The following is a 23687-nucleotide window of genomic DNA, read 5'->3' on the forward strand; positions in this document are numbered from 1 at the left end:
TGAACGATGAGTTTATTATCAATCAATAATATAGAACACATCTATTTCACACCAGAACGGGCTACAAAAGTTTTAGAAGATATCTCTATCTCCATCGAGGAAGGGGAGTTTATCTCCTTCCTCGGCCCTAGCGGCTGTGGGAAGACGACACTTCTATCCATCGTTGCAGGCCTGCTAAAACCAACAGAGGGTTCTGTACTTTTAGGCAACAAACCTTCCAAGGACTGCGTAGCGGACATCGGCTATATGCTTCAGCAGGATTATCTTTTCCCATGGAAGACCATTGAGGAGAATGTACTGCTTGGGTTGAAAATTGCAGATAAACGAACAAAACCTAATATTCAAAGGACCCTGCAACTGTTAAAAGAAATGGGACTGCCGGACGTGGAAAAATTATATCCTTCTCAACTGTCAGGTGGAATGAGGCAACGCGCAGCACTTGTCCGAACGCTTGCCACCGACCCTCAACTCCTACTTCTGGACGAACCATTTTCAGCCCTAGACTACCAGACGAAGCTAAAGCTTGAGGATTTAGTTTTCACTACACTCAAGTCTTTTAAAAAAACTGCGTTGCTTGTCACCCATGATATCGGGGAAGCCATCGCGATGAGTGACCGAATCTTTCTCTTAAAAGCGAATCCTGGTCGCTTGGCGAAAACTTTTATTGTCCCGGAAGAGTTAAGAAATATGATTCCATTTGAAGCAAGGCAGCATCCGGATTTCTCCTCCTTGTTCCAAAAGATTTGGAAGGAGCTGGAGCAACTTGAACAAGAAAGCGAACATTGATTTCCTTCATCAAGGCTATTTAAAACAGCGTAAAAAGGTGACCTATCAGGTAAGGCTGTATCAGCTGGTTATCTTCATCGTCTTTTTTTCCGCTTGGGAGCTCGCCGGTAAAAACAGCTGGATCAATCCGTTACTGTTCAGCTATCCAAGCCGAATCTGGAATCTGTTCATGGATAAAATAAAAGATGGTACTTTGCTTTCCAATATCAGCATCACCGTAACCGAAACCATCTTCGGATTTATTCTTGGAACACTGATTGGAACAATTATGGCTGCCATCCTCTGGTGGTCGCCGATGATTTCCAGAGTGCTTGAGCCTTATCTAGTCATTCTCAATGCAATGCCTAAAGTCGCCCTTGGCCCTATTTTGATTGTAGCTATAGGCCCAAATATGGGATCGATTATCACAATGGGAGCCATCATTTCGGTTATCATCACAACCATTGTCGTCTACACCGCGTTTAAGGAAGTAGATGATAATTATCTAAAAGTGCTGAGAACCTTCGGAGCAACCCGCAGGCAACTATTTCAGCAAGCAGTCCTCCCAGCGTCGTATCCTACTATTATTTCCACCCTTAAGGTGAACGTTGGTTTGGCTTGGGTTGGAGTCATTGTCGGGGAATTTTTGGTCAGCTCCAAAGGCCTTGGCTATATGATCATTTATGGCTTCCAAGTGTTCAATTTCACTCTCGTCCTATTGAGCTTACTGATTATCGCGGTGTTTGCGACTATCATGTATCAATTAGTCGAATACCTTGAAAAAAAGCTAGTCAAACATACGTAAACAGAAAGAGCAACTCCTCAAATGGAGTTGCTCCTCTTTATTTTATCGAGACAATGTGTAAGAACATCATCTTTCATAATGAAACTATATCGATTATCTTTTTTTATGTTTCCTGGTATCTCGTTCATTAGGACAGGCCCATTCGTTTCAAAGTATGTAGACTGCTTTTCTAACTTATCAATTACGGCAAAATAAACATTCTTAATAATGACTTTTTCTCTTCCATCTACTTTATACTGACCTATGTATTTCAACTGGGACACATGTCCGCCTGTTTCTTCCTTTACTTCCCTGATTGCACCTTGATCGGCAGTCTCCCCATCTTCCACTTTTCCGCCTGGAAACTCCATTCCCCTGTTTTTATGACTGGTCAAAAGCCACTGATTTTGGTAACGGCAAATTACCCAAACGTGTTTGGGGTCTCGAGAAAAAGGATGGTCTTCAAAGGATAACATCACTCGGTTGTTATAAATATCTTCAAACTCATACATACTATCGAAACTCCAATATCTCTTTTTTCTTATTTATCTTATCATAGTAGCATCGAAAATGTGAGAGTCAAGTACCCTATTTAGACCATCATTCTAAAAAAACTTCTATTCAATTAGATCATCCATAAGACCCTGATCTTTAATATGAGCTTTTGTTGCTTCATCACCAAGTTCATAAATCATTTTGAACGCCTGTTGCAATCCGTTATCATATGCATCATTTGTTTTGTCAAAATGATATTGTACATACGGTATGTGGGCCCGCCAAAAACCTTGCCAATCAGAAGAATAATTTTGATCAAATATTTCCCTTAAATGCGTTATTTCATCATCTGTTGCCTGTATTTGATAATCCCAAGAAGATGCTGTACTCACTTGTGAAATTGAACCCTCTGCCAGTGAAATGTAGTATGTTTTACGCTCCATGTATCTTCACCCTTTCCAATATCTTCTCTTATTTTCACACAAAATCTATTCTTTATTCTTTTAGCTTCAGCTGTTACGGATCCGCCTTTTTCTTAATGGCATCGATAACCTTTTTTAAGATGTTTGGAATCGGCACACCCAATCGTGATGCATTTTCCATAATGGAAATAAATTCATTCACTAAATAAAATAAAATCGTAACATCTTTTATCAGATTAGTACCTAAAATAATGTCCAACACGTGGGCAATGCTTACCAATGCAAAAATAAATACCTTTTGTGCAATCCCCTTAAAACCCACTCGGCTTGACAACCGTTTTTCCACATATGCAGCCATAATTCCTGTTAAATAATCTACGACGACAAACATAATTAAAAACATCAATAGTGAGCTGAAGCCTCCGTACAAAAACGAAGCCATAGATCCCACAAATGATACAGATCCAAGATAGATTAAGTTGTACTTGTCCATGACAAATCCCCCCTACACATTCATTTTTTCTATATTGCATTGTATGCAAATTGCTAACTTCCCGTTACGAAATAGTAGAGTTTTGTGTATGAACTGATTAAATTGGAGGAAACTAATCATTATTTTACTAGAGGAGATAGAAAAAATATGAAAACATTTGAGACGTTCGTAAACAAATATCATAAAAAATGGATTAGGGATGATGAAGATATTGATGCAGTGGCATATTCGATCGTTAACAGTTTTACACGGGAGCAATGCATCGATCTTATAGCGGAATTATCAGATGAAGATCTTCATCAAGTGGTAGCGGAATTGGTGATGGAACAGGTGAAGGAATTATTGATAAGTGGAGGTGACGGGGACGAGGGCCTGCTTCATTAACTTGTCTCATTAAAATAGCCTGATGCCAGGACTCCGTACTAGTCCTAACACCAGGCTATTTGTTTTATTTACCTAAGAATGCATGCAGCATCCAATTGTGTTTCTCCACGCTCTGGTGGATAGCTAGAAGCATGTCTCCAGTGGTTTCATCTCCCACTTGGTCCGCAATCTCCATGCCTTCTTTTAACTCTTCAATCAGGGTGGAGAAATCACTCGCAATGGATTGTACCATCTGCTCTGCCGTTTCTTTTCCTTCCGCTTCATGGATAGTAGCTATCTCTAGGATTTCTTTCATCGTTCCAACTGGAGTTCCCTCAATTGCTAGTAGGCGTTCTGCCAATTCATCAATATGTGTCGCAGCCTCCCCGTACAATTCTTCAAACTTCTCATGAAGTGTGAAAAACTCCGGTCCTTTTACAAACCAATGATAATTATGTAACTTAATAAAAAGAACACTCCAGTTTGCTACTTGCTTATTTACTACATCCGTTAATTGTTTAGACATATTGCTAAATGACCTCCTTCAAATATTTCAACATAATATATAGACTTTTTACCCCTTTTAGATTCCCCCTAAACAATGGACTTATGCCTTGATATGTTTTTGTTCGAAGGTAATAATGATATATAATGAAAATTAATTTATTCGGAGGTGTTCACCACCATGATGACCATCCTAATCATCTGCATCATCATCGTATTAGTCGTGCTTTTCCTAACCCTACTCTCCACCAACAAAGCATACAAATACGAACACACCATAGACCCAATCGAAGCAACCAAAAACGACACGGATCCTGCTGAAGAGGAGAAGAAATAAAGAAGTTTTAAAAAAATTTTAAAAAGGGGTCAGACCCCTAAAGGAGTTTTGCACATAACGTCGAAACCCCCTGAGCGATGAGCTCAGGGGGTTTATTGTCTTCTCTATTATTGTTTGTATGTCTCAGTTAGTAGTATTCGTAGATATAAGGTGAATCTGGTTGCTCTACCTTTTCTAGTGTGTCTATTTCAACATATGGAAGGGTCCAGTTGTTGTATTGGGTGGTGGTCAGGGTTCCACTCACTTTCACCCAGTCATCATTCTGAAGGTCCCCTGCCCCGCTCATATTGGACAATGTCCCATAAACACTGGCATCCGCTACACAGCAAGACAATCCAAAACGTGCGACAACAAACTGATTCTCCGTAAAGTCCGCTTCACGGTATACAAAACCAACCATTTCAATTTTCTTACCAACAAATTCATCAATGCTCATATCTATGATATTCATCATCGGAATATATCTTTCATCATCGACGACAATGGTATCCATCTTAAGCATTTCAGCCTTCAGCTCTTCATAATATCCTTCTGGAGGTTCCTGCAATTCAAACCCTTCCGGATGCTCTAAAGGTGCATCCGCTAACTGTTCATCAATGGTCGGTTGCCCATTTTCCTGACCTTCCATATACCCTTCCGGATCATCCAAGTAAGCTTCCGCTCTAGATGTGTCAGTATCGGATTCCCCGCTAGCACCTTCCCCACCGACAGACGGACCGTCAAACGCACCCGCCTGCTCACGTTGTTCCACAATCATCTTGGAATTCGTAAATCCTCGCTTATCAATAATCGAGCTGTCCAAAATGTTTTCTGGGAACATAAATCCTGTCACAACGGGCAACACAAACATCGAATAAATCAAGATTGATTGAATGGGCGTGGAAGACTCGCCATGGTCAAATCCACAATTACAAACAAGTTCTTCTTTATTCTTTGAGCCACTGCGCCATATCTGCACAATTCCAAGAATAAACAAAGTCCCTGCTGCAAAATACATGAACGGCATCATTCGTGGAGCAATGAAGTTTGTTATATTTCCGGTGACTAAAAGTTTAAAGAACAAAAGAGTAAATCCTAGCAATATAATTCCACGCAAGTAGATGTGGAATCCATAATCACGATTGCTTTCCATCTATTATCATCCTCTCTCCTACAGCACAAGCTGCTGGAAAATAAGTATGGCGGCGAACACAACAATCGTCACAACTGCCATAAATACAAGTACAAATTTCGTACGGAAATAAGCAAAAAGCATAAAAGTATTTTTCAAGTCTAACATCGGTCCATAAACCATAAATGCTAACAATGATCCTACGGTAAAAGTTGAACCAAAGGATGCAGCTACAAAAGCATCTGCTTCCGAACAAAGTGAGAGAACAAATGCAAAAGCCATCATGACTGCTGGCGACAACACTTCATTTTGTCCAAGCGCCATCAATACACTGCGGTCAAGGAACGTTTGGAATAAACTCGCAATAAACGCACCGGCGATCAAGTATTTTCCCATGTCAAAAAACTCATCACTTGCATGATAAAATGTTGCTTTCCATTTATTCTGCTGAAGTGCAGGCTGCTCAAGCTCTAAGTCTTGTCTACCCTGCAGTTCGCTTTTCGTCCAGCGCAGTTGATTTTTATTATCAAAAAGCAACAACATCAGAAAACCGATGACAATACACAAAATAAAGGCAAGTCCAAATCTACCATATAAAATGGTAGGGTCCCCGTTAAAGGCAAAGTATGTAGAAGCTACAACTACCGGGTTAAGGATTGGCGCCCCCACAAGCAATACCACCCCAACATGAAGCGGCATCCCTTTTTTAATTAATCTGCGAACAACCGGAATAATCGCACATTCACAGATTGGTAGAATGACTCCAAGTAACGCTGCCGGAATAATCGCACCAATGGGACTTTTAGGCAAATATTTTTTTATTTTTTCCTCTGAGACAAATGTTTGAATCAATGCAGAGGCGAATACACCCAGTAAAATAAACGGTATGGCTTCAATGACAATACTAAGGAAAATCGTATTTACATTCAGCCATGAGCTTGGAATATCAAGCGAGATTTCCTTGAAGTCTATAAAAAAGAATAGGTATAGGAAAACTCCAATCAAAGCAAGCCCAATCAAATCCTTCAAAAGACTACTGCTTTTCCTCATTCTTCTACTCCTATCATATTTTCTATTTTGTATTATAACATATCAAACTTTCAAAGCTTTATCTTTGTTACTAGCAATATATGTCTAATCTATTAACAGTATGATAGAAAAGTTTGGAAAGGTTATGAAGTGTTTTCTTCTTGATTCCTCATGAATATTCCTATACTATTTGTAATACCAATAATCGTAATGATTACTATTTGCAAACAAAGAGGAGTGTTCACTATGCATCAATGGGTTATCATTGGTGGAGGCATCCAAGGTTTAACCGTTGCCACCTTTTTATTAAAAAAGAATAAAACCACTATAAATCAATTAAGAATCATTGACCCAAATCCTAAGCCATTGGAAAATTGGAAAAGATGTACTTCCACCATTTCCATGCCGTACCTGAGATCGCCCTCTGTTCATCATTTAGATACAGAACCATTTAGCTTGCAAACTTTCTCCAAAAAAGAACATAAATATCAACCTAACACAGACTTTTATGGTAGATATAAAAGGCCATCCTTGCATATGTTCAATGACCACTGTGATCACCTAATCGGTGATTTAGATATTCAACAAGCTTATATTCCTTCAAAGGTGCGTCATGTAGAAAAGGCAGATGGGTATTGGAATGTGTATCTTCAAAATGGAGAAGTGTTAAAAACCGAAAAAGTCGTAATCGCCATTGGAATCAGTGATCAGTTGCATCTCTCTGAATGGGCTATTCGTTTAAAGGAGGAAAGTTCAAAATCCTTATATCATGTCTTTGACAAAGAACTTCCTCCATTTGAAAAGCAGGGTGGTCCGTTTGTTGTTATCGGCGGTGGGATAACTGCCACACATCTAGCAATCAAACTCGCTTCTTTGTTTCCAGGCGAAGTGACCATGTTAAAGCGTCATTCTTTTAGAATCCACGATTTTGACAGTAATCCTGAATGGCTTGGTCCAAAAAAGCGACAGCCTTTTATCAAATTAAAAGATTATGAACAAAGGCGTAATGCCATAAGATTTGCAAGGCATAAAGGCTCCATCCCTGCAGAATTGAGAAACAAGCTTAGCCATTTAGTCCGAACAAAAAAGTTGAGCATGAGAGATGGAACCGTAATAGATTATATGATAGATTCCAACACGACACAGTTGTTATTAGACAATAAAACATCTATTAAAGGTAGCTCCATTCTTCTGGCTACAGGGTTTGAGCAAGGTCTTCCAGGCAAGGAATGGCTCGAACCTGTCATAAAACAAGAGAACCTACCATGTGCAAAGTGCGGATATCCCATCGTTAACCACATGTTAGAATGGGCACCAAATCTCTATGTAAGTGGAGCACTAGCAGAACTTGAGGTTGGTCCGATTGCCCGAAATATATCAGGAGCAAGAGTAGCGGCTAACATCATATCTTCCACTTAAAAAAGGATGACCTCAAGAGTCATCCTTTCCTTTTATCCAAATACTTTTTTCAAGTCTTCTTTATCCTGCTCTAACCAGAACTTCATCAAACGCTTCGCACCTTCAAGGTCATGAAGCTTTGCTTGACCGCACTGCTTTTCGTTTGAAGCTGGAATTTCTTCTACTTGGATACCATCTTTTAACGTGTCTTCCATCAAATCCACAATTTCATCCACTGTCGGCTCTCCACTTACCACTAGGTAGTAACCAGTTTGGCAGCCCATTGGAGAAATGTCGATAATATCGAAATGACTGTACTTTTCCGCATGTGTGCGAATGTTGAATGCCAATAAATGCTCCAATGTGTGAATAGCATCTGGCTTCATCGCTTGTTTGTTTGGTTGGCAAAAACGAATATCATATTTATTAACAACGCCGTCTGTTCCTACTTTGTGTACTCCACAATGACGAACATAAGGAGCTTTAACCGCATTATGATCTAGTTCAAAACTTTCTACTGAAGGCATAATTGCACTCTCCCTTATCTAAAAGTTAATTACAGTATAACACAGATTCAATTCCAATTAAATTCATCTGATTTATACGAATTTAATGTATTTTTGGTTTTACAAACTTTCGATTATAATTTACTTGAGGTGACAATAAATGAAACATATTTTTTTATCCATCATTCGTTTTTATAGAAAATTCATTTCCCCACTAACCCCGCCGACCTGCCGATTTTATCCCACGTGTTCCCAATATGGGATGGAAGCAATTGAACGTTTTGGAGCAATCAAGGGTGGATGGCTTACGATTAAAAGAATTCTTAAATGCCAGCCATTTCATCCTGGCGGCATAGATTATGTTCCTGAAAAGAAAGACAAAAATTAATTATGTTCATACCCATTAACAACAAGATCCAATTTACCTGTGTGAGGGTCAATTACTAGTCCATGCACAGGTACTCCTTCTGGCATTAGTGGATGGTTTGCAATCATTTCTACACTCTCACTGACGCTTTCTTCTACACTATCGAACCCTTTTAAGAAACCTTGTACATCAATACCCGCATACTTCAAGTCATCAATCGTTTCTTTCGTTACTCCTCTTGCTTCCATCTTTTCACGCATGCCTTCAGGATTGATTTTCCCCATTCCGCAATCATGATGGCCAACAACCAATACTTCATCTGCATTAAGCTCAAAAACTGCAACTAAGATACTTCTCATAATGCTTCCAAACGGATGTGATACAATCGCTCCTGCATTCTTAACAATCTTCATATCTCCATGTTTCAGGTTCATCGCCTTTGGCAACAAATCCATCAGCCTTGTATCCATGCAAGACAGGACAACTAATTTTTTATCAGGAAATTTAGTCGTCTGATATTGAATATACTCCTCTTTTTCAACAAACTCCGTATTATGTTCTAAAATTTCATCCAGTAATTTCATCTTTTTTTCCCTCTTTCTGAATAATAGTTTAGATTCCCTTCTTTCAATATGACAAACTCAAACCAAAATGACAATAAAAATAGCTTGTTTTCTTATCAGGATTTTAGTACTATTTTAAATGTAAATCGTAAAGGTTACGCTTTAAACGAGAAAGGAAGTACATATTTTATGAAAAAGAAGATACCTGTAACAGTATTAAGCGGTTACCTTGGTGCCGGAAAAACCACACTGTTAAACCACATTTTATCTAATAGACAAGGTTTGAAAATTGCTGTAATCGTTAACGATATGAGTGAAGTGAATGTAGATGCCGCACTCATCCAACAAGGCGGATTTTCTAGAACGGAAGAAAAGTTGATAGAAATGCAAAACGGCTGTATATGCTGTACATTGCGAGAAGACCTCATGAAGGAAGTCGAGCGCCTTGTTGATGAAGGGAACATTGACTATATCGTTATTGAGTCTTCAGGAATCAGTGAGCCAATTCCTGTTGCCCAAACTTTTACTTACTTAGATGAGGAGTTCGATATCGATCTCACAGAAAAGTGTCGCTTGGATGCGATGATTACCGTAGTCGATGGTTTCCGCTTTTATGATGACTATCAATCAGGAGAAAGTCTGCTAGATCGCAAACAGGGAACAGATGAAACAGATACCCGTGAAATTTCCGACCTATTAATTGACCAAATTGAATTTGCAGATATTCTATTATTAAATAAAACTGATTTACTAGAACCAGAATATGTAGTGGAATTAGAGGCATTGTTAAAAAAGTTGAACCCAGATGCGAGAATAATTCAAACAGTAAACAGCCAAGTGGAGTTGGAAGCTATTTTGAACACAGGGCTGTTCGACTTTGAGAAAGCCAGCCAAGCTGCAGGTTGGATTAAAGAACTGAACGAAGAGCATACCCCCGAAACTGAAGAATACGGCATATCTTCTTTCGTTTATCGCCGCAGGAAGCCGTTTCATCCTGAGAGATTTAAAGTATGGCTAGATAATTGGCCTAACGAAATTGTCCGTGCCAAAGGATTTTTCTGGCTTGCTTCTAGGAATGATATGGCCGGGTTGATTTCACAAGCTGGTGCCTCTATTATGATTCAAGGTGCTGGAGAATGGATCGCAAGTTACAGCGAAGAAGAGAAAAAGCTAACATTAGAAGAAGAACCAGAATTATTGGAAAGATGGGACGAAACATATGGAGACAGAATGTCAGAGTTAGTCTTCATCGGTATTGAAATGGAACAAACTCAGATTGAACGCTCACTTGACACCTGTCTTTTAACTGAAAAAGAAATGAATGAGGACTGGTCTAAGCTTGCCGATCCTGTTCCCGCTTTTATCGTAGAGTAATTGTAAAAATTTTATAACATTTACCTTTTCAGTTCTCAAATCGTAACTGTTACGATATAATGTGTTGGGATACAAAACGAGAGGAGAAAACAATGAAGACTAAATCTATTTTTATCGCAATGATGCTAGTATCTTTTACATTCCTAGTTGGATGTAATTCAGATAATCAGGCTTCTGACGGCAATGAAAAATTGACCATATATACGACCATCTTCCCTTTGGAGGACTTTACAAAGAAAATTGGTGGCGACCATGTTGATGTGAAGTCTGTGTTTCCTGCTGGTGCAGACGCACATACTTTCGAGCCATCTACTAAAACAATGAGCGAAATGGCTTCTGCTGATGCTTTTATCTATACAGGAGTAGGTGCTGAAGGGTTTGCGGATAAGGCTAAAGGCGTGCTGGAAAGCGAAGATGTCACAATTGTTGCGGCTGGAGACAGAATTGATCTTCATAATGAAGAGGAACATGGACATGAAAATGAATCTCATGAAGAAGAGCACAATCACGATAGTGAAGATGAAGCTCACGATCACGAGCATGAAGAAGATCACGATCATGAGCATGAAGGAGAAGCTCATGAAGAAGATCACGATCATGAACATGAGGAAGAGGCTCATGAAGAAGAAGCTCATGAAGAAGAACACAATCATGAGCATGAGGAAGAAGAAGGACATGAAGAGCACGATCACACTGATGGAGACCCTCATGTATGGTTAGATCCTTCACTTTCTATCACACTTGCTGAAAATATCAAAAACGCACTTGTTGAATTAAAACCGGAAGCAAAAGAAGATTTCGAAGCTAATTTTGAAACGTTGAAAAGTGACCTGGAAAAATTAGATTCAGAATTCAAAGAAACAGTAGATAGTGGGAAAACAAATAAGATTTTAGTTTCCCATGCAGCATACGGTTACTGGGAGAACCGCTATGGGTTGGAGCAAATCAGTGTGACTGGCTTATCTCCAACGCAAGAACCATCACAGAAACAACTGACTGAAATCATTAACACTGCAAAAGAAAATGAAATCCAATATGTTATTTTTGATCAGAACATCAGTGGCCAGATTGCTGAAGTGGTAAAGAAAGAAATTAAAGCAGAAGCTTTGGTATTGCATAACTTAGAAGCAGCAACAGAAGAAGACGTTAAAAATGAAGAAGATTACTTCAGCTTGATGCGTCAAAACTTAGAGACGTTGAAGAAAGCGTTGAATTAAATATAAATGGGAAGAGGCAGCCTACAATTGGCTGCCTCTCTATTTTGCCTACTTCTTCCTCAACGCTTCACAAAACTGCTCCACTTTCCTATCATCAATATCTTTTCCTATTAGTATGATAGAAGGGTTTCCGTCGGTTTTCTCGATTTTGTTCAATATTAAAGTTGATGCAGCATATTGAAACTCATACAAGCCAGGAGTTTCATCCAGCCGCACAATTCCTTTAGATCTTACTACCTGTTTAGATAGCTTCTTCAATTGTTTCTCAAGCACTACTCGATTCACCGGCTCAGAAAACGATACTTTGACAGCTTCGATGTGATGGTGATGGTGATGGTGGTGACTTTCGTGATCATGTCCAGCCCCTTCCCCATGCTTCTCCACCCTCACTTCTCTCATTTGCATTCTCTTTTCCAAAAGTATCTCCAATGGCACCTCACCATAGCTCGTCCGATATACAGGTATATGGTCCTCTAGTTCATCCGCAAGCTTGGACTCTACTTTGATTAACTCTTTTTCGGAGACAAGGTCCATTTTATTCAACACCAACAAATGAGCCGAAGTGACTTGTTCTTTCAATAAGCCTCGTATTTCTTTAGAACTGTTGAAAAAGCTTTGATACTCTAGATAATGGCTGGCATCTACAAGGCTGATCATGGACTGCAACTCGAAATGTTCCATATAAAATGGTGTCAACAAGACATCTTTAATTTCAAGTGGGTTTGCAACACCAGTTCCCTCAATGATTAAAACGTCCACTTTTTCACCTACATATTGATCGAGCGTTGACTTCAAATCATCCTGAATGGTACAACAGATGCAGCCATTCAGAAGTTCCACTACTCTCTCTCCCTGAAAGAGATGATCTTCCACATTTTCATCACCGAGTTCATTTAGAATGATTCCCGGCTTTAATTCCTCTTGTTTAAAGTGTTCTAACATATGTAAAAGTACGGTCGTTTTTCCACTTCCCAAAAATCCGCTTATAACGTAAACTGGTACTTTTTTGGACATCTTTTTAGCACTCCTAACGTTTCTACTTATTATTTTATTACCCATTATACAATTGCTTTAAAAGCAAACAAACTCAAAACAAATCGTAACCATTACGTTTTTATTTTATCTATAATTCTGTTATCTTTCAACAAAATTCATTCCCCCTTTTAGATATTTGCGAGAGGCATTTTTTCTCTAGTAAATTATGCATATTTTGTGGAAAATTGTGGACTCTAACTTTATATAATAGCTTGAAGGGACGTAACCAAAATGGAAGATGTAGTAATTGCACGGTCATTGTTTGGAACAACGATGGGGTTTCATATTATATTTGCAACACTTGGCGTTGGGATTCCGTTAATGATTTTAATTGCCGAATTAATGTATCAAAAAACGGGGAACCGTGAGTATGCAATTATGGCAAAAAGATGGACGAAAGCAAAAGCGGTGCTGTTAGGTGTCGCAATCCCTACAGGTACAATCGCAGGGGTACAGCTTTCTCTATTGTGGCCTGGTTTTATGGAGGTCATCGGTAAGGTCATGGCTCTCCCTTTTCAAATTGAAATATATGCGTTTTTCATTGAAGCATTATTTATATCCATATATGTGTATGCTGCAGACCGCATTTCACCGTGGATGCGGATTTTGAGTGTGACACTTGTTACGATTGGTGCGGCAGCATCTGCAGTTCTCATTACAAATGTCCATGCGTTTGAAGGAACACCGGCTGGCTTCCGAATTGAAAATGGCCAGATTGTCGATGTCGACCCTTGGGCCGCTTTTTTCAATCCTAGTTTCGTCGTGACAGCAGCACATGTGGCGGTATCCGCGTTTATGACCGGCGCCTTTGTCATTGCTTCTGTTGCAGCTTATAAAATGTTACGTAATAAACATGATGAGCGAGTTTATAAATTTCACCGTAAAGCTTTGATCATGGGGCTTGTAGTGGGGGGAATCTTTTCGTTTATGACGGCCATTAACGGCCATGAATCTGCGCAACTTTTGCATCAATACCAACCGGAAAAATTAGCTGCAGCAGAAGGACTTTTTGAAACCCAGTCTCATGCCCCTCTTGCAGTTGGAGGATTCACCGACCGGGAAACAAAGGAAGTTAAATGGGGCATTGAAGTACCTTGGGCTTTGAGTTTTTTAGCTGATGATCGTTTTGACACAGTTGTGGTCGGCCTCGATGATTTCCCAGAAGAATATTGGCCACCGTTATTTGTTCATACTCTTTTTAATGCAATGGTTGGAATTGGTTCACTGTTGATCATGCTATCTTTATTTGGGTTCTTTTGGAGCAAGATTCTCAAAAAAACCACCTATCCAAAATGGCTAATGTGGCTCTTTGTAGCAGCAGGTCCTCTTTCGATGATGGCTATTGAATTTGGATGGATTTTTGCTTGTACAGGAAGACAACCATGGGTGATTTACCGAGTGATGTTAACGGAGGATGCTGTAACAGGAAACCAAAATCTTGCCGCATTATTTATCGCCTTTGCAGGGATTTATGTACTTCTCGGAGTAGCAGTAGTATTAGTTCTTCGCTATTACTTTAAGCGACATCCGGTTGAGGACGAGTTGAACGATATTCCCCCATCTTCTAACGGGGTTCAAGCATAAGGAGGATTACCTTCATGACAGATGTAATATTGGCAATTACCGTCCTATGGGGCTTCATATTTATTTATGCCGTTATGGCGACGATGGACTTCGGAGCAGGTTTCTGGTCGATGCTCTATATTAAGAATGAAAAAACAAATGCAACCAATATTGCTAACCGGTATTTATCGCCAACTTGGGAAGTTACGAATGTATTTGTTGTAGCAGTTGTGGTCGCTATATACAGTTTCTTTCCAAGTGCTGCCTATACGCTAGGGACCATCCTACTAATACCGGGAAGCATTATTCTGCTTTTGCTGGCAGTACGAAGCGGGTTTCTTGTGTTCTCTCATATCGTGGATGATTACCATAAACCTTTAACCTACGTATCAGGAATAAGCGGTTTTATTATCCCAGCGTTTTTAATACTTGTTTTGCCAATTACACATGGTGGGTTTGTGGATAATATTGACGGGGTGGACACGTTAATGCTTGGCCGTCTACTGACAAGCCCGCACGCCCTCTCCTTTATCCTTTTTGCAATTAGCAGTACATTGTTCTTATCCTCTTTGTTGCTTGCGGACTTTTCTAAAGTCGCAAATGACAGGCATGCGTATGCTATTTATAGAAGAGATGCCCTAATATTAGGACCAGTTTCATTATTGGGCGCGTTATTAATCATGATTACGATGCGATATGAAGCAACATGGCTTTTTAATGGCATGATGGACTATATTGTATGGTTATTCATTTCTGCTGGTATGTTTGTCGTGACAGGCGTTGCTCTTGTGATTCCAGGAAAAAATGGATGGACCGGTCTACCGAGATTAGGTGTTGTATCTGCTTTTATCCAGTATGCGTTGGCAAGTTACGCATACGGACGAGCACATCTTCCCTATATCATCTATCCAAATGTCACAATCCAAAACGGATTTACCGACCCTGCTTCCTTTAGGGCGCTTTTCATCACCTATATTGTCGGGTTTATCATTTTATTTCCAGGATTTATCTACTTCTGGCGGTTGTTTATGAAGGACGAAAAATACATCAAAAGCGAAAATTAAGGTCAGGAGAGTGTTCCTGACTTTTTTTTTATTTTGAAAAATTACATAGTACTTTCTGAATAGAACTCCATGAACGTTTACAGTAGAAAACAGGCTTGTTACTCTCTTTTGCCTTTTGCTTGATCACTTTAGCAAGATTGTGGTTGATGTAATCAGTAAGTACCAAAATAATATCAATATGCTCAGGAATGCTTCTTTTCACTACTTGCACCTTTCTTCCGTCAATATGTAAGACATTTTCAAATCCTTGTGTGACAAGTTTTTCTTGAATGTTCCCTAGATGATCTGCGCCAACTACCATTAATGAAGCCATATTATTCTACTTCCTTTCCATCATTTAATTGAGAATAGTTCTCTTTTATAACTTTATAATAATTGAGAATGATTCTCTTTGTCAATAAAATTATAAAATATACCTAATTTTTATAATGAAGTATGAAATTTTTTTTATGGCTAACAATAGAAACGTATCTTCTGTACAAAAAAGGAGGACGTTAACATGGCAAAAGAAGTATTATGTGAAGTGGAAAACTGTAACTATTGGGGACAAGGTAACCTTTGTCAAGCTGATGCTATCTATGTGGTGAGCCATAAAGGGAACACTGCCCATGACTCGAAGGATACTGACTGTAAAACCTTCAAACCTACTCATTAAACGTTAAAACAAAGAGCCCAAGAGCTACGCGGCAGGTAACTCTTGGGCTTTTTTTGTTAATAAAATTCAAGTGTTTTGTCGGAATTTTTTTCAGGTTTACTTACTATGGTAGGTAGCTTTTCGTTTAGTAATTTGTTCTACAAACGGCTCATCCACTTTAAATCCGATGCCTGGACCTTCTGGTACCTTTACTTTTCCATCTTCCACTACCACTTCTGGGATAATAACATCCTTTTCCCAATAACGGCTAGAGGCAGAAAGGTCTCCCGGAATAGTAAAATTGGGCAAAGTAGCAAGGGCGATATGAAAAGCTCTCGAAATCCCCGTCTCCAACATCCCGCCACACCAGACAGGAATTTCATGCTCTGCACATAAGTCATGGATGTCAATGGCGTTAGCAAGTCCGCCAACCCGGCCAATTTTAATACTTATCACTTTACAGCTGCCAAGCTTTACAGCGTTTCTTGCATCTTGTAGGCTCACGATACTTTCATCCAAGCAAACCGGGGTTAATAACCCCCTTTGCAGTTCCGCATGCTCCACAATATCATCAGCGGCAAGCGGTTGTTCAATCATCAGCAAATTTAATGAGTCTAACTTTTTCAGCCGTTCCGCATCCTTAAGCGAGTAAGCAGAATTTGCATCTACAAGTAAAGCAATGTCCGGGTATGAATCTCTTATGACCTTAAGCATCTGGTAGTCGTTTGCCGGATCTATTTTCACTTTAATGCGTTCATACCCCTCGTTTATTCTATTCTCAATGGTGTTGAGCATCCTTTCCGGAGAATCCATGCTCACTACCACTCCCGCTTTCACCTCTTTAAGGACACCACCAATATACTCTGATAACGATATACCAGCCCGCTTTGCGAATAGATCCCATATCGCCATCTCTATACCTGCCTTGGCCATATGATTTCGCTTCCAATGTAGAAGAGTTTCATTTACTTCCCGCGGTGACGTCCACTCTTGTTCTAAGATAGTTGGGATAAAAAACTCAGTCAACATATGCCAGGCAGTTTCAATCGTTTCTTCTGTATACCATGGAGAAGAAAATGCAACCACCTCTCCCCAGCCAGAATGCCCTGTGTCATCTGTTACTTTAATTAAAATGCTTTCCCGATCTGTGACGGTTTCCTGATGTGTTCGAAATGGTTGAACTAATTTCATAGAAGTCAGGAACAAATCAACCTTCTCAATTTTCATCATTTCCCTCCAAACCAGGCACCATTTTCACTAATTCTCTGCGCATTAACTTGTTTGACGCATTTCTCGGCAGACATTCCACCACATATAGTTGTTTTGGTACTTTATAGCCTGCCAAACGCTCACGCACAAACGAAAGAAAAGATTCTTCCAAAAGCTCTTCTTTCCTATCAGTAACAACAAATGCCACTGGAACTTGTCCCCACCGATCATCCGGGATACCGGTAACTCCTGCGTCCTTTATAGAAGGATGCGAAACAAGAATCGCTTCAATTTCTGCAGGGTAGACATTCTCCCCGCCTGAAATGATTAAGTCGCTTCTTCTATCCACTACAAACAGAAAACCGTCCTCATCGACAAACCCTAGATCACCTGTATACAACCATCCGTCCTTTATTGCCTCATACGTGCTCTCTTCCCGGTTGTAATACCCAGCTGTTACGTTAGGACCTTTAACGATAATTTCACCTGTTTCTTTTGGTTCGGCTTCCGCTCCATCAAGCATTATCTTTAACTGGCAAGGAAATAGCGGTTTCCCAGCTGAACCTATTTTCGACATGGAAAAGTCAGGCGAGAGGGTGACAATTTGTGAACACGTTTCCGTCATGCCATAGGTCTGGTAGACTGGAATAGATTTTCTCATGCACTCTTCCAATATGGATCTGGGTACAGGACCGCCCCCGACAAGCATGCACCGAAACGATGGCGGATAAGATCGCGAACCAAGTTGCTCCAACAAGCCGCTTAGCATTGTCGTCACAACGGATACAATACTAACTTGCCGTTCCATCAAATCCTTATGTACGGCCTCGGCTTCAAAACGCCTATGGATAATGACTCTCATCCCATAAATCACGCTTCTCATTAAAATGGACAATCCACTGATATGAAAAATAGGCACCGAAAGCAGCCAACAGTCCTCTTCATGCAATCCCATATTCAGAGCCGAGCCTGTAGCACTCCAAAAGTGATTGCCATAGCTCTGTTTCACTCCCTTTGGAAAGCCCGTAGTACCACTTGTGTACATGATGGTATCAATTTCATCCAGAGAAAATTCTTCTACTAGAGTCCATTCACTCCCTTTTAGCCGAAGAAGCTTAGAGAAGGGTACGACCTTCTGAGTTCCTAAAAATTCTTTGCTTTTCTTAAGCCCTGGTTCTCTTTCGTCATCCACCAAAATGAATTGGGATGCTGCATCCTCTACTTGATAGGACAGTTCCTTTGAAGTTAATCTCAAATTATGTAATACAGTGATCGCCCCGATATTTTTCAACGCGAACAACAATTCTACCAGTTCGATGCTATTAGGCATGAAAATGGAAATGCGGTCCCCACGCTTTACACCCAGCTCTACTAATTTACCGCTTAGGGTCAATGAATTACTGTATAACTCTAAAAAAGTCATCCTTCTATCTTCCATCTCGAGAGCTATACGATCTGGAGTCAAGGCAGCACGTTTCATTAAAAAGTTCGGTAATACTGTCATAGTTTTTACCTCCTTACACCATTTTCCCCATAAAAAGAAGAGCAACCCAAAAGCCAAAAGCTCTTAGATTGCCCTCCAATCACCAAAAGTGTATTTATTAAGGGAAACGAGGGAATTGTCCAAAGTCCGGCTTTCTTTTTTCTTTAAAAGCATCGCGGCCTTCTTTTGCCTCTTCCGTAGTGTAATACAATAATGTCGCATCTCCAGCGAACTGTTGGATACCAGCCAAGCCATCAGTATCGGCATTCATTGCAGCCTTCAAGAAACGTAGCGCAGTCGGACTGTTTTCTAACATCTCTTCACACCATTGTACTGTTTCGTCTTCTAAACGCTCCAAAGGAACAACCGTGTTCACAAGCCCCATATCCAATGCTTCCTTCGCATCGTATTGGCGGCATAGGTACCAGATTTCACGAGCTTTCTTATGTCCAACGATACGCGCAAGGTATCCAGAACCGTAACCCGCATCAAAGCTTCCCACTTTAGGACCGGTTTGTCCAAATCGTGCATTGTCAGCAGCAATTGTTAAATCACATACTACATGCAATACATGTCCTCCACCAATTGCCCAGCCCGCAACCATTGCTACTACTGGTTTTGGCGTTACACGAATTAAACGTTGAAGGTCAAGTACGTTCAAGCGAGGAATCTCATCCTCCCCAACATAACCACCATGTCCGCGAACCTTTTGGTCTCCACCGGAACAAAATGCTTTGTCTCCAGCACCGGTTAAAATAATGACGCCAACACTTGAATCGTCACGTGCATACGCGAACGCTTCAATTAATTCCATTACTGTTTTCGGACGGAAAGCATTATGTACTTCCGGACGGTTGATCGTAATTTTCGCGATCCCGTTATATGTTTCATATAAAATGTCTTCAAATTGTTTTGGTCCTGCTATCCATTCTCTTGCCATGTTTTATTTCCTCCCTAACATAAATTAGTTCGACAAAAACTCACTTACTATTTTACCAAACTTTCGCGGTTGTTCCACATGAATTGCATGTCCCGCACCACTTATTTTCAAAAAAACCGATTTTTCTATCCTTTTTTTCATTTCCTGAGCAATAAGGACAAATTTTTCGTCCCATTCCCCTGCCGCCAGAAATACTGGACATTCAATTTTTTTAAGGCAATTCCAATTAGAAGGTTGCACTCCTGTACCAAGACCACGCAAGCTATTTGCCAGTCCCACAGGTGAATTATCCATGCGTTGCTGATAGATAGACTCTTGTTTTACAAAAGGTAATGATTTTTGTGATTGGAAAAGTGGGATGTCCGTCCAAAAATCAACGAAGGATTTCACCCCGTCAATTTCTATTCGCTCTGCAAGTCTCTCATCCGCTTTTATCCTTGCATTCCTGTCCTCCATCTCTTCCAAACCGGGAGACGCACTTTCAAGCACCAGTTTGGATACCAGCTCAGGATAAGCAACCGTAAAAGAAAGCGCCACCCTGCCTCCCATAGAATATCCATAAATAAATACCGATGAAATATTTAATCTATCCAAAATAGCCCTCAAATCAACAAGCACCTTTTCCATCCTATAGCGGTCATGGTGAGCCGGTGCGTCCGTTTTTCCATGCCCAAGCTGATCTACCAATATAAAAGTATAGTCTTCCTTATTTTCAAAGCCATTAATAAAGTCTTGAAAACTTCTTCCGCTTCCAGTAAAACCGTGCATCATAAGAACATGGTGGGCACCATCACCAATTTTCTCTACATGATAGTATACCCCGTTAATCTCCATCATTCTTCTTTCTCCATGATCGAAATCATTTCCTGGGAAACATTTTTCCACAATTTACGATGAATCTCTTCATTCTCTGCACGATTTGTCGGTACTTCAATTACTTTTAAGCCTTTATTGTTAATAGAATATGTCACTGCTTGTTGGAAAGCAGGCCAATTATCCGCTCTCATGTAATCGCCTTCGTATAACTTTACCGCGTGTTCAAAATTCATACCTGTCGGAGTGCCAAACAAGGCTTCAAAATGCTTTTCCACTTTGGACTGCGGAAGGAACGAGAAGATGCCTCCTCCATTATTATTTACAAGCACAATGGTAACGTTAAGCTTCAATAACTTGGCAGCAAGCAGCCCGTTCATGTCATGATAGAAAGATAAATCTCCAATAACCAAAACCAAGTTTTTGTAAGCTTTACTTGCTGCAAGTGCAGTGGAGACAACACCATCTATCCCATTTGCCCCCCTGTTTGCAAGCACCGTCACTTTTTTATCATCGCTATATAAAAAGGTATCCACATCTCGGATAGGCATACTGTTACCTACAAAAATGGCCGAGCTGTCAGGTAACATTGCTTGAAGTTCCGAAATAATCCTTCCTTCGAACATCCCGCTGAAATTGATTTCCTCTGAAAGTATCTTTTTTGTCACTTCATTTATCGATTTGATACCATCTATCCATTCAAAGGAATCTATCGCCGTGAGACTTTCCAATACTTTTTGGCAGAAAAGCGTTTCTTCTGCATGAACCATATAGCTTGCTTGCAGGGTGGGATCTCTCCACCCGCCGTCCCCGTCCACGACAATCTGTATCGCATTACTAGACTTGCTTATGTATTGCATCAAAAATTTCGATACTGGCATTGCTCCAAAACGGATGATAATCTCAGGTTCCAGGTTCTTTTGTACGTCAGCTGAACGCAAAAAGGCATCATAACCTTCTATTATCGAGTCTTTTTCATGTGCTCCAGTTCTCAGCCCTGATAATGGATCTGCGAATATGGGATACTGTAAGGTTTGTGAGAGTTCGGTAATGGCAGTGGAAAATGTATCTATCTTTGACTGCGCCATCTCTCCACAAACAATGATTCCTTTTTTCCGTTCGCTCATCAGCATGGCAAAAAAACGCGCCTGATCATCGGAAATGGAATATTCCCCTACATTTACTTCCACAATTGATTCATTACTTTCTTTATACTTGGACCAAAGCTCCGCAGCTTCAAGATCTGGAATCAAAGGTTCGCGTAGAGGAAAATTCAGGTGAACAGGTCCTTTAGGTGCGCTAAGGGAAGTGCCTGCAGCTCGAGCCGCCATCGTTCGCGCGTATCGAATCATGCTACTCGTATCTTCTGGTAGTGACATCTCCACAAACCATTTCACATAGTCTCCATACATTTTTAATTGATCAATCGCCTGAGGTGCGCCAACATCCCGCAGCTCATGAGGACGATCTGCTGTTAAGACAATAAGTGGAATCCTGGATTGATAAGACTCCACAATGGCAGGATAATAATTGGTTGCTGCAGTACCTGACGTACAAAGTATGGCGACAGGCTTATTCTTTGTCTTTGCAAGTCCCAGTGCGTAAAAAGCCGCAGATCGCTCGTCAATCAGAACCGTAATATTAACCTCTGGGTGTTCCGCCAAGAGAAGGGCTATCGGAGTGGAACGGGATCCGGGGCTTATTACTGCGTCCTCCATCCCACTTTTAACTAATTCATCTACAAATGCTGCAAGGTAATAAGTCATGTCATTCGTTGATTTCATTGTGTTGAGTTGCCCCCTAGTGCTGATAACATTGGACGGAATTTAATCTGTGTTTCTTGATATTCGCTTTCAGGATCGGAATCTCCGACAATTCCACATCCAGCAAACAAGGACGCCTCTCTTTCCTGAAGCAAACCTGAACGAATAGCCACCACAAACTCTCCATCTTCTTTCCAGTCCATCCAGCCAATTGGACCAGCATACCAACCTCTGTCCAGTCTTTCCACTTCCCTAATTGTTTGAAGGGAAATTTCTTGTGGAAACCCGCCTAGTGCCGGTGTTGGGTGTAGTAATTTTAAAAGATCTGAAAGGCTGCAATCATCGGTAGCTTCTGCCGTTACAGGTGTGTGTAGATGCTGGATATGTTTCATCTTGTAAAGATTAGGTTCTGATGGTGTTCGCACATTTTCACATACTTTTTCTAACGAAGCACGTATCATTTGTACAACAAGGTCATGTTCATGCATGTTTTTCTCATCCGTAAGTAAATCATTGCCTAGCTGTTCGTCCTCTTCCACCGATTCCCCTCTGGCAATCGAACCTGCTAAACACATGGACTGAACCTTCGTACCTTGTCTCTTCACTAATTGTTCCGGTGTCGCACCAAGGAAGCAATCTGTCCCTCTTTCAATCGTAAATAAATAACTGTTCGCCTGCTCTTCCATGAGGTTTTCCAAAACAGGCGCAACATTCACCTTATCTTGGAATAGAACTCGTAACTCCCTTGCCAGAACTACTTTATCCATCTGTCCTTCTGTTATTTTCTCTGTAATTTTAGAGATGGACTCCTTCCATTCCATTGGATCCATCTCTAAACATTTAACGATGGAAGTGGTGTTAACATGCTTAATAGAAGAGCCACTCAAAAGCTCCTCTTCCAGACTAACCAATTCTTTCAATACACTTTCATCACAATCACTCATATAATTGATGGTGATATATGTGTTCCCTTCAACCTTTGTAAGCATAAAGGTTGGTAAAATAAATAACGCGTCTGCAAATTGGTCCCATAGTTTTGTTTTTTCCTTTTTGGGATCAAAGGAAAAACCTCCATACATAACAGGACCAACCGAATGTGTATCTTCGTTGCAAACTTTATTGCAAACGGCCTGTTCAATAAAACGCTTCCATTGCGTTTCAATAGCATGATACCTGTCATCTTCTCCGTCTGCAGTAAATTCCGCTGTCACACCTGCACCGACCATCACATGGGAATGATCAGGGTTAGACCAAAAGAACCTTTGTCCTTCAAAGAATTGCTCACTTTTTCGAAAAAAATGCAAGGGATCTAGCTGTTCTATTTTTTTAGTATAACTAATTAAGACCGACTGGTTTATCGAGGCCGCTTTTACTTTCGCTTCCTCCCATAAACTCACTATATGATGAAATGGTATTGTAATCATGTAAGACTCCCCCCGAGGCCTTGTTACCGCA

27 protein-coding genes are annotated in these 23687 nt (G+C 40.4%); 11 read left to right on the plus strand and 16 right to left on the minus strand.

Annotated elements, in window-relative coordinates:
- Positions 1 to 6: 6 nt before the first annotated feature.
- Positions 7 to 786, plus strand: coding sequence for an ABC transporter ATP-binding protein (locus LC091_RS04435; protein WP_226680619.1), 780 nt, complete (start codon positions 7 to 9; stop codon positions 784 to 786).
- Complete coding sequence (locus tag LC091_RS04440) at positions 764 to 1570, plus strand: ABC transporter permease (protein ID WP_226680621.1); 807 nt, start codon at positions 764 to 766, stop codon at positions 1568 to 1570. Before LC091_RS04435 ends, LC091_RS04440 begins: the two co-directional genes overlap by 23 nt.
- Before the next feature lie 17 nt (positions 1571 to 1587).
- On the opposite strand, the gene ytkD is transcribed toward LC091_RS04440, so the two are convergent.
- From ytkD to LC091_RS04455, 3 genes are all read right to left on the minus strand, one after another.
- Positions 1588 to 2061 carry an RNA deprotection pyrophosphohydrolase gene (ytkD, locus tag LC091_RS04445; RefSeq protein ID WP_226680623.1) on the minus strand — a complete coding sequence of 158 codons (474 nt, stop codon included), beginning with the start codon at positions 2059 to 2061 and terminating at the stop codon, positions 1588 to 1590.
- Between the two features lie 105 nt (positions 2062 to 2166).
- Positions 2167 to 2487, minus strand: a complete 321-nt coding sequence (locus LC091_RS04450; RefSeq protein WP_060666887.1) for a hypothetical protein — start codon at positions 2485 to 2487, stop codon at positions 2167 to 2169.
- 73 nt (positions 2488 to 2560) lie between these two features.
- Positions 2561 to 2959, minus strand: coding sequence for a phage holin family protein (locus tag LC091_RS04455; RefSeq protein WP_226680624.1), 399 nt, complete (start codon positions 2957 to 2959; stop codon positions 2561 to 2563).
- 147 nt (positions 2960 to 3106) lie between these two features.
- Between LC091_RS04455 and LC091_RS04460 the strand changes: the two genes are divergently transcribed.
- Positions 3107 to 3343 carry a hypothetical protein gene (locus tag LC091_RS04460; protein ID WP_226680626.1) on the plus strand — a complete coding sequence of 79 codons (237 nt, stop codon included), beginning with the start codon at positions 3107 to 3109 and terminating at the stop codon, positions 3341 to 3343.
- A gap of 64 nt (positions 3344 to 3407) precedes the next feature.
- Here LC091_RS04460 and LC091_RS04465 read toward each other — a convergent pair whose 3' ends face one another.
- A complete protein-coding gene (locus LC091_RS04465) occupies positions 3408 to 3848 on the minus strand; it encodes a Dps family protein (RefSeq protein WP_226680627.1) in 441 nt (146 codons plus the stop codon).
- A gap of 159 nt (positions 3849 to 4007) precedes the next feature.
- Between LC091_RS04465 and ytzI the strand changes: the two genes are divergently transcribed.
- Positions 4008 to 4163 (plus strand): YtzI protein, encoded by a 156-nt coding sequence (ytzI, locus tag LC091_RS04470; RefSeq protein WP_226680629.1) that lies wholly within the window; start codon positions 4008 to 4010, stop codon positions 4161 to 4163.
- Positions 4164 to 4290: 127 nt separating this feature from the next.
- Here the strand turns inward: ytzI and LC091_RS04475 are convergent, their stop codons facing one another.
- Both LC091_RS04475 and LC091_RS04480 read right to left on the minus strand, forming a co-directional pair.
- On the minus strand, positions 4291 to 5295 hold the full coding sequence (locus tag LC091_RS04475) for a TIGR03943 family putative permease subunit (protein WP_226680630.1): 1005 nt from the start codon (positions 5293 to 5295) through the stop codon (positions 4291 to 4293).
- An 18-nt stretch (positions 5296 to 5313) separates the two neighbouring features.
- Positions 5314 to 6324: a permease gene (locus LC091_RS04480; protein ID WP_010195251.1), complete on the minus strand. Its 1011-nt coding sequence runs from the start codon at positions 6322 to 6324 to the stop codon at positions 5314 to 5316.
- Positions 6325 to 6549: 225 nt separating this feature from the next.
- Here LC091_RS04480 and LC091_RS04485 point away from each other — a divergent pair, with 225 nt between their 5' ends.
- Positions 6550 to 7722, plus strand: coding sequence for an FAD-dependent oxidoreductase (locus LC091_RS04485; RefSeq protein ID WP_226680632.1), 1173 nt, complete (start codon positions 6550 to 6552; stop codon positions 7720 to 7722).
- Positions 7723 to 7754: 32 nt separating this feature from the next.
- Here the strand turns inward: LC091_RS04485 and LC091_RS04490 are convergent, their stop codons facing one another.
- Complete coding sequence (locus LC091_RS04490) at positions 7755 to 8228, minus strand: S-ribosylhomocysteine lyase (protein ID WP_010195244.1); 474 nt, start codon at positions 8226 to 8228, stop codon at positions 7755 to 7757.
- A 139-nt stretch (positions 8229 to 8367) separates the two neighbouring features.
- On the opposite strand from LC091_RS04490, the gene yidD reads away from it, so the two are divergent.
- Positions 8368 to 8595, plus strand: coding sequence for a membrane protein insertion efficiency factor YidD (gene yidD / locus LC091_RS04495; RefSeq protein WP_226680634.1), 228 nt, complete (start codon positions 8368 to 8370; stop codon positions 8593 to 8595).
- On the opposite strand, the gene LC091_RS04500 is transcribed toward yidD, so the two are convergent.
- On the minus strand, positions 8592 to 9158 hold the full coding sequence (locus LC091_RS04500; RefSeq protein ID WP_226680636.1) for a beta-class carbonic anhydrase: 567 nt from the start codon (positions 9156 to 9158) through the stop codon (positions 8592 to 8594). The two genes, yidD and LC091_RS04500, sit on opposite strands and share 4 nt — an antisense overlap.
- 168 nt (positions 9159 to 9326) lie before the next feature.
- Between LC091_RS04500 and LC091_RS04505 the strand changes: the two genes are divergently transcribed.
- A complete protein-coding gene (locus LC091_RS04505; RefSeq protein ID WP_226680638.1) occupies positions 9327 to 10511 on the plus strand; it encodes a GTP-binding protein in 1185 nt (394 codons plus the stop codon).
- Positions 10512 to 10603: 92 nt separating this feature from the next.
- The gene (locus LC091_RS04510; RefSeq protein WP_226680639.1) at positions 10604 to 11728 is read left to right on the plus strand and encodes a metal ABC transporter solute-binding protein, Zn/Mn family; all 1125 of its coding nucleotides are present in this window, start codon (positions 10604 to 10606) and stop codon (positions 11726 to 11728) included.
- Between the two features lie 48 nt (positions 11729 to 11776).
- Here the strand turns inward: LC091_RS04510 and LC091_RS04515 are convergent, their stop codons facing one another.
- On the minus strand, positions 11777 to 12742 hold the full coding sequence (locus LC091_RS04515) for a CobW family GTP-binding protein (protein WP_226680641.1): 966 nt from the start codon (positions 12740 to 12742) through the stop codon (positions 11777 to 11779).
- A gap of 252 nt (positions 12743 to 12994) precedes the next feature.
- Here LC091_RS04515 and LC091_RS04520 point away from each other — a divergent pair, with 252 nt between their 5' ends.
- Both LC091_RS04520 and LC091_RS04525 read left to right on the plus strand, forming a co-directional pair.
- A complete protein-coding gene (locus tag LC091_RS04520) occupies positions 12995 to 14347 on the plus strand; it encodes a cytochrome ubiquinol oxidase subunit I (RefSeq protein ID WP_226680642.1) in 1353 nt (450 codons plus the stop codon).
- A gap of 14 nt (positions 14348 to 14361) precedes the next feature.
- Entirely contained in the window at positions 14362 to 15390 is a 1029-nt protein-coding gene (locus LC091_RS04525; RefSeq protein WP_226680644.1) for a cytochrome d ubiquinol oxidase subunit II, read from the plus strand.
- A 28-nt stretch (positions 15391 to 15418) separates the two neighbouring features.
- On the opposite strand, the gene LC091_RS04530 is transcribed toward LC091_RS04525, so the two are convergent.
- The gene (locus LC091_RS04530) at positions 15419 to 15703 is read right to left on the minus strand and encodes a DUF2325 domain-containing protein (RefSeq protein WP_010195229.1); all 285 of its coding nucleotides are present in this window, start codon (positions 15701 to 15703) and stop codon (positions 15419 to 15421) included.
- 186 nt (positions 15704 to 15889) lie between these two features.
- Here LC091_RS04530 and LC091_RS04535 point away from each other — a divergent pair, with 186 nt between their 5' ends.
- Entirely contained in the window at positions 15890 to 16045 is a 156-nt protein-coding gene (locus LC091_RS04535) for a DUF1540 domain-containing protein (RefSeq protein ID WP_226680646.1), read from the plus strand.
- 96 nt (positions 16046 to 16141) lie between these two features.
- Here LC091_RS04535 and menC read toward each other — a convergent pair whose 3' ends face one another.
- The 6 genes from menC to LC091_RS04565 form a co-directional block, all read right to left on the minus strand.
- Positions 16142 to 17254, minus strand: a complete 1113-nt coding sequence (gene menC, locus LC091_RS04540) for an o-succinylbenzoate synthase (protein WP_226680648.1) — start codon at positions 17252 to 17254, stop codon at positions 16142 to 16144.
- Entirely contained in the window at positions 17241 to 18737 is a 1497-nt protein-coding gene (locus LC091_RS04545; protein ID WP_226680649.1) for an o-succinylbenzoate--CoA ligase, read from the minus strand. The genes menC and LC091_RS04545 overlap by 14 nt, the downstream gene beginning before the upstream one ends.
- 97 nt (positions 18738 to 18834) lie before the next feature.
- On the minus strand, positions 18835 to 19656 hold the full coding sequence (gene menB, locus LC091_RS04550; protein WP_148988000.1) for a 1,4-dihydroxy-2-naphthoyl-CoA synthase: 822 nt from the start codon (positions 19654 to 19656) through the stop codon (positions 18835 to 18837).
- 24 nt (positions 19657 to 19680) lie between these two features.
- Positions 19681 to 20490, minus strand: a complete 810-nt coding sequence (menH, locus tag LC091_RS04555; protein WP_226680685.1) for a 2-succinyl-6-hydroxy-2,4-cyclohexadiene-1-carboxylate synthase — start codon at positions 20488 to 20490, stop codon at positions 19681 to 19683.
- Positions 20490 to 22253 (minus strand): 2-succinyl-5-enolpyruvyl-6-hydroxy-3-cyclohexene-1-carboxylic-acid synthase, encoded by a 1764-nt coding sequence (menD, locus tag LC091_RS04560; RefSeq protein ID WP_226680651.1) that lies wholly within the window; start codon positions 22251 to 22253, stop codon positions 20490 to 20492. Before menD ends, menH begins: the two co-directional genes overlap by 1 nt.
- Positions 22250 to 23656 carry an isochorismate synthase gene (locus LC091_RS04565; RefSeq protein ID WP_226680653.1) on the minus strand — a complete coding sequence of 469 codons (1407 nt, stop codon included), beginning with the start codon at positions 23654 to 23656 and terminating at the stop codon, positions 22250 to 22252. Before LC091_RS04565 ends, menD begins: the two co-directional genes overlap by 4 nt.
- Between the last annotated feature and the right edge of the window lie 31 nt (positions 23657 to 23687).

Origin of the sequence: Sutcliffiella horikoshii (assembly GCF_020524325.1) — a bacterium.
Classification (GTDB): Bacteria; Bacillota; Bacilli; order Bacillales; family Bacillaceae_I; genus Sutcliffiella_A; species Sutcliffiella_A horikoshii_D.

Excerpts from the sequence above, each read along its gene's own strand:
- LC091_RS04435 (WP_226680619.1), top strand. The coding sequence starts at position 7 with ATGAGTTTATTATCAATCAATAATATAGAACACATCTATTTCACACCA.
- ytkD (WP_226680623.1), bottom strand. The coding sequence starts at position 2,061 with ATGTATGAGTTTGAAGATATTTATAACAACCGAGTGATGTTATCCTTT.
- LC091_RS04450 (WP_060666887.1), bottom strand. The coding sequence starts at position 2,487 with ATGGAGCGTAAAACATACTACATTTCACTGGCAGAGGGTTCAATTTCA.
- LC091_RS04455 (WP_226680624.1), bottom strand. The coding sequence starts at position 2,959 with ATGGACAAGTACAACTTAATCTATCTTGGATCTGTATCATTTGTGGGA.
- LC091_RS04460 (WP_226680626.1), top strand. The coding sequence starts at position 3,107 with ATGAAAACATTTGAGACGTTCGTAAACAAATATCATAAAAAATGGATT.
- LC091_RS04465 (WP_226680627.1), bottom strand. The coding sequence starts at position 3,848 with ATGTCTAAACAATTAACGGATGTAGTAAATAAGCAAGTAGCAAACTGG.
- ytzI (WP_226680629.1), top strand. The coding sequence starts at position 4,008 with ATGATGACCATCCTAATCATCTGCATCATCATCGTATTAGTCGTGCTT.
- LC091_RS04475 (WP_226680630.1), bottom strand. The coding sequence starts at position 5,295 with ATGGAAAGCAATCGTGATTATGGATTCCACATCTACTTGCGTGGAATT.
- LC091_RS04480 (WP_010195251.1), bottom strand. The coding sequence starts at position 6,324 with ATGAGGAAAAGCAGTAGTCTTTTGAAGGATTTGATTGGGCTTGCTTTG.
- LC091_RS04485 (WP_226680632.1), top strand. The coding sequence starts at position 6,550 with ATGCATCAATGGGTTATCATTGGTGGAGGCATCCAAGGTTTAACCGTT.
- LC091_RS04490 (WP_010195244.1), bottom strand. The coding sequence starts at position 8,228 with ATGCCTTCAGTAGAAAGTTTTGAACTAGATCATAATGCGGTTAAAGCT.
- yidD (WP_226680634.1), top strand. The coding sequence starts at position 8,368 with ATGAAACATATTTTTTTATCCATCATTCGTTTTTATAGAAAATTCATT.
- LC091_RS04500 (WP_226680636.1), bottom strand. The coding sequence starts at position 9,158 with ATGAAATTACTGGATGAAATTTTAGAACATAATACGGAGTTTGTTGAA.
- LC091_RS04505 (WP_226680638.1), top strand. The coding sequence starts at position 9,327 with ATGAAAAAGAAGATACCTGTAACAGTATTAAGCGGTTACCTTGGTGCC.
- LC091_RS04510 (WP_226680639.1), top strand. The coding sequence starts at position 10,604 with ATGAAGACTAAATCTATTTTTATCGCAATGATGCTAGTATCTTTTACA.
- LC091_RS04515 (WP_226680641.1), bottom strand. The coding sequence starts at position 12,742 with ATGTCCAAAAAAGTACCAGTTTACGTTATAAGCGGATTTTTGGGAAGT.
- LC091_RS04520 (WP_226680642.1), top strand. The coding sequence starts at position 12,995 with ATGGAAGATGTAGTAATTGCACGGTCATTGTTTGGAACAACGATGGGG.
- LC091_RS04525 (WP_226680644.1), top strand. The coding sequence starts at position 14,362 with ATGACAGATGTAATATTGGCAATTACCGTCCTATGGGGCTTCATATTT.
- LC091_RS04530 (WP_010195229.1), bottom strand. The coding sequence starts at position 15,703 with ATGGCTTCATTAATGGTAGTTGGCGCAGATCATCTAGGGAACATTCAA.
- LC091_RS04535 (WP_226680646.1), top strand. The coding sequence starts at position 15,890 with ATGGCAAAAGAAGTATTATGTGAAGTGGAAAACTGTAACTATTGGGGA.
- menC (WP_226680648.1), bottom strand. The coding sequence starts at position 17,254 with ATGATGAAAATTGAGAAGGTTGATTTGTTCCTGACTTCTATGAAATTA.
- LC091_RS04545 (WP_226680649.1), bottom strand. The coding sequence starts at position 18,737 with ATGACAGTATTACCGAACTTTTTAATGAAACGTGCTGCCTTGACTCCA.
- menB (WP_148988000.1), bottom strand. The coding sequence starts at position 19,656 with ATGGCAAGAGAATGGATAGCAGGACCAAAACAATTTGAAGACATTTTA.
- menH (WP_226680685.1), bottom strand. The coding sequence starts at position 20,490 with ATGGAGATTAACGGGGTATACTATCATGTAGAGAAAATTGGTGATGGT.
- menD (WP_226680651.1), bottom strand. The coding sequence starts at position 22,253 with ATGAAATCAACGAATGACATGACTTATTACCTTGCAGCATTTGTAGAT.
- LC091_RS04565 (WP_226680653.1), bottom strand. The coding sequence starts at position 23,656 with ATGATTACAATACCATTTCATCATATAGTGAGTTTATGGGAGGAAGCG.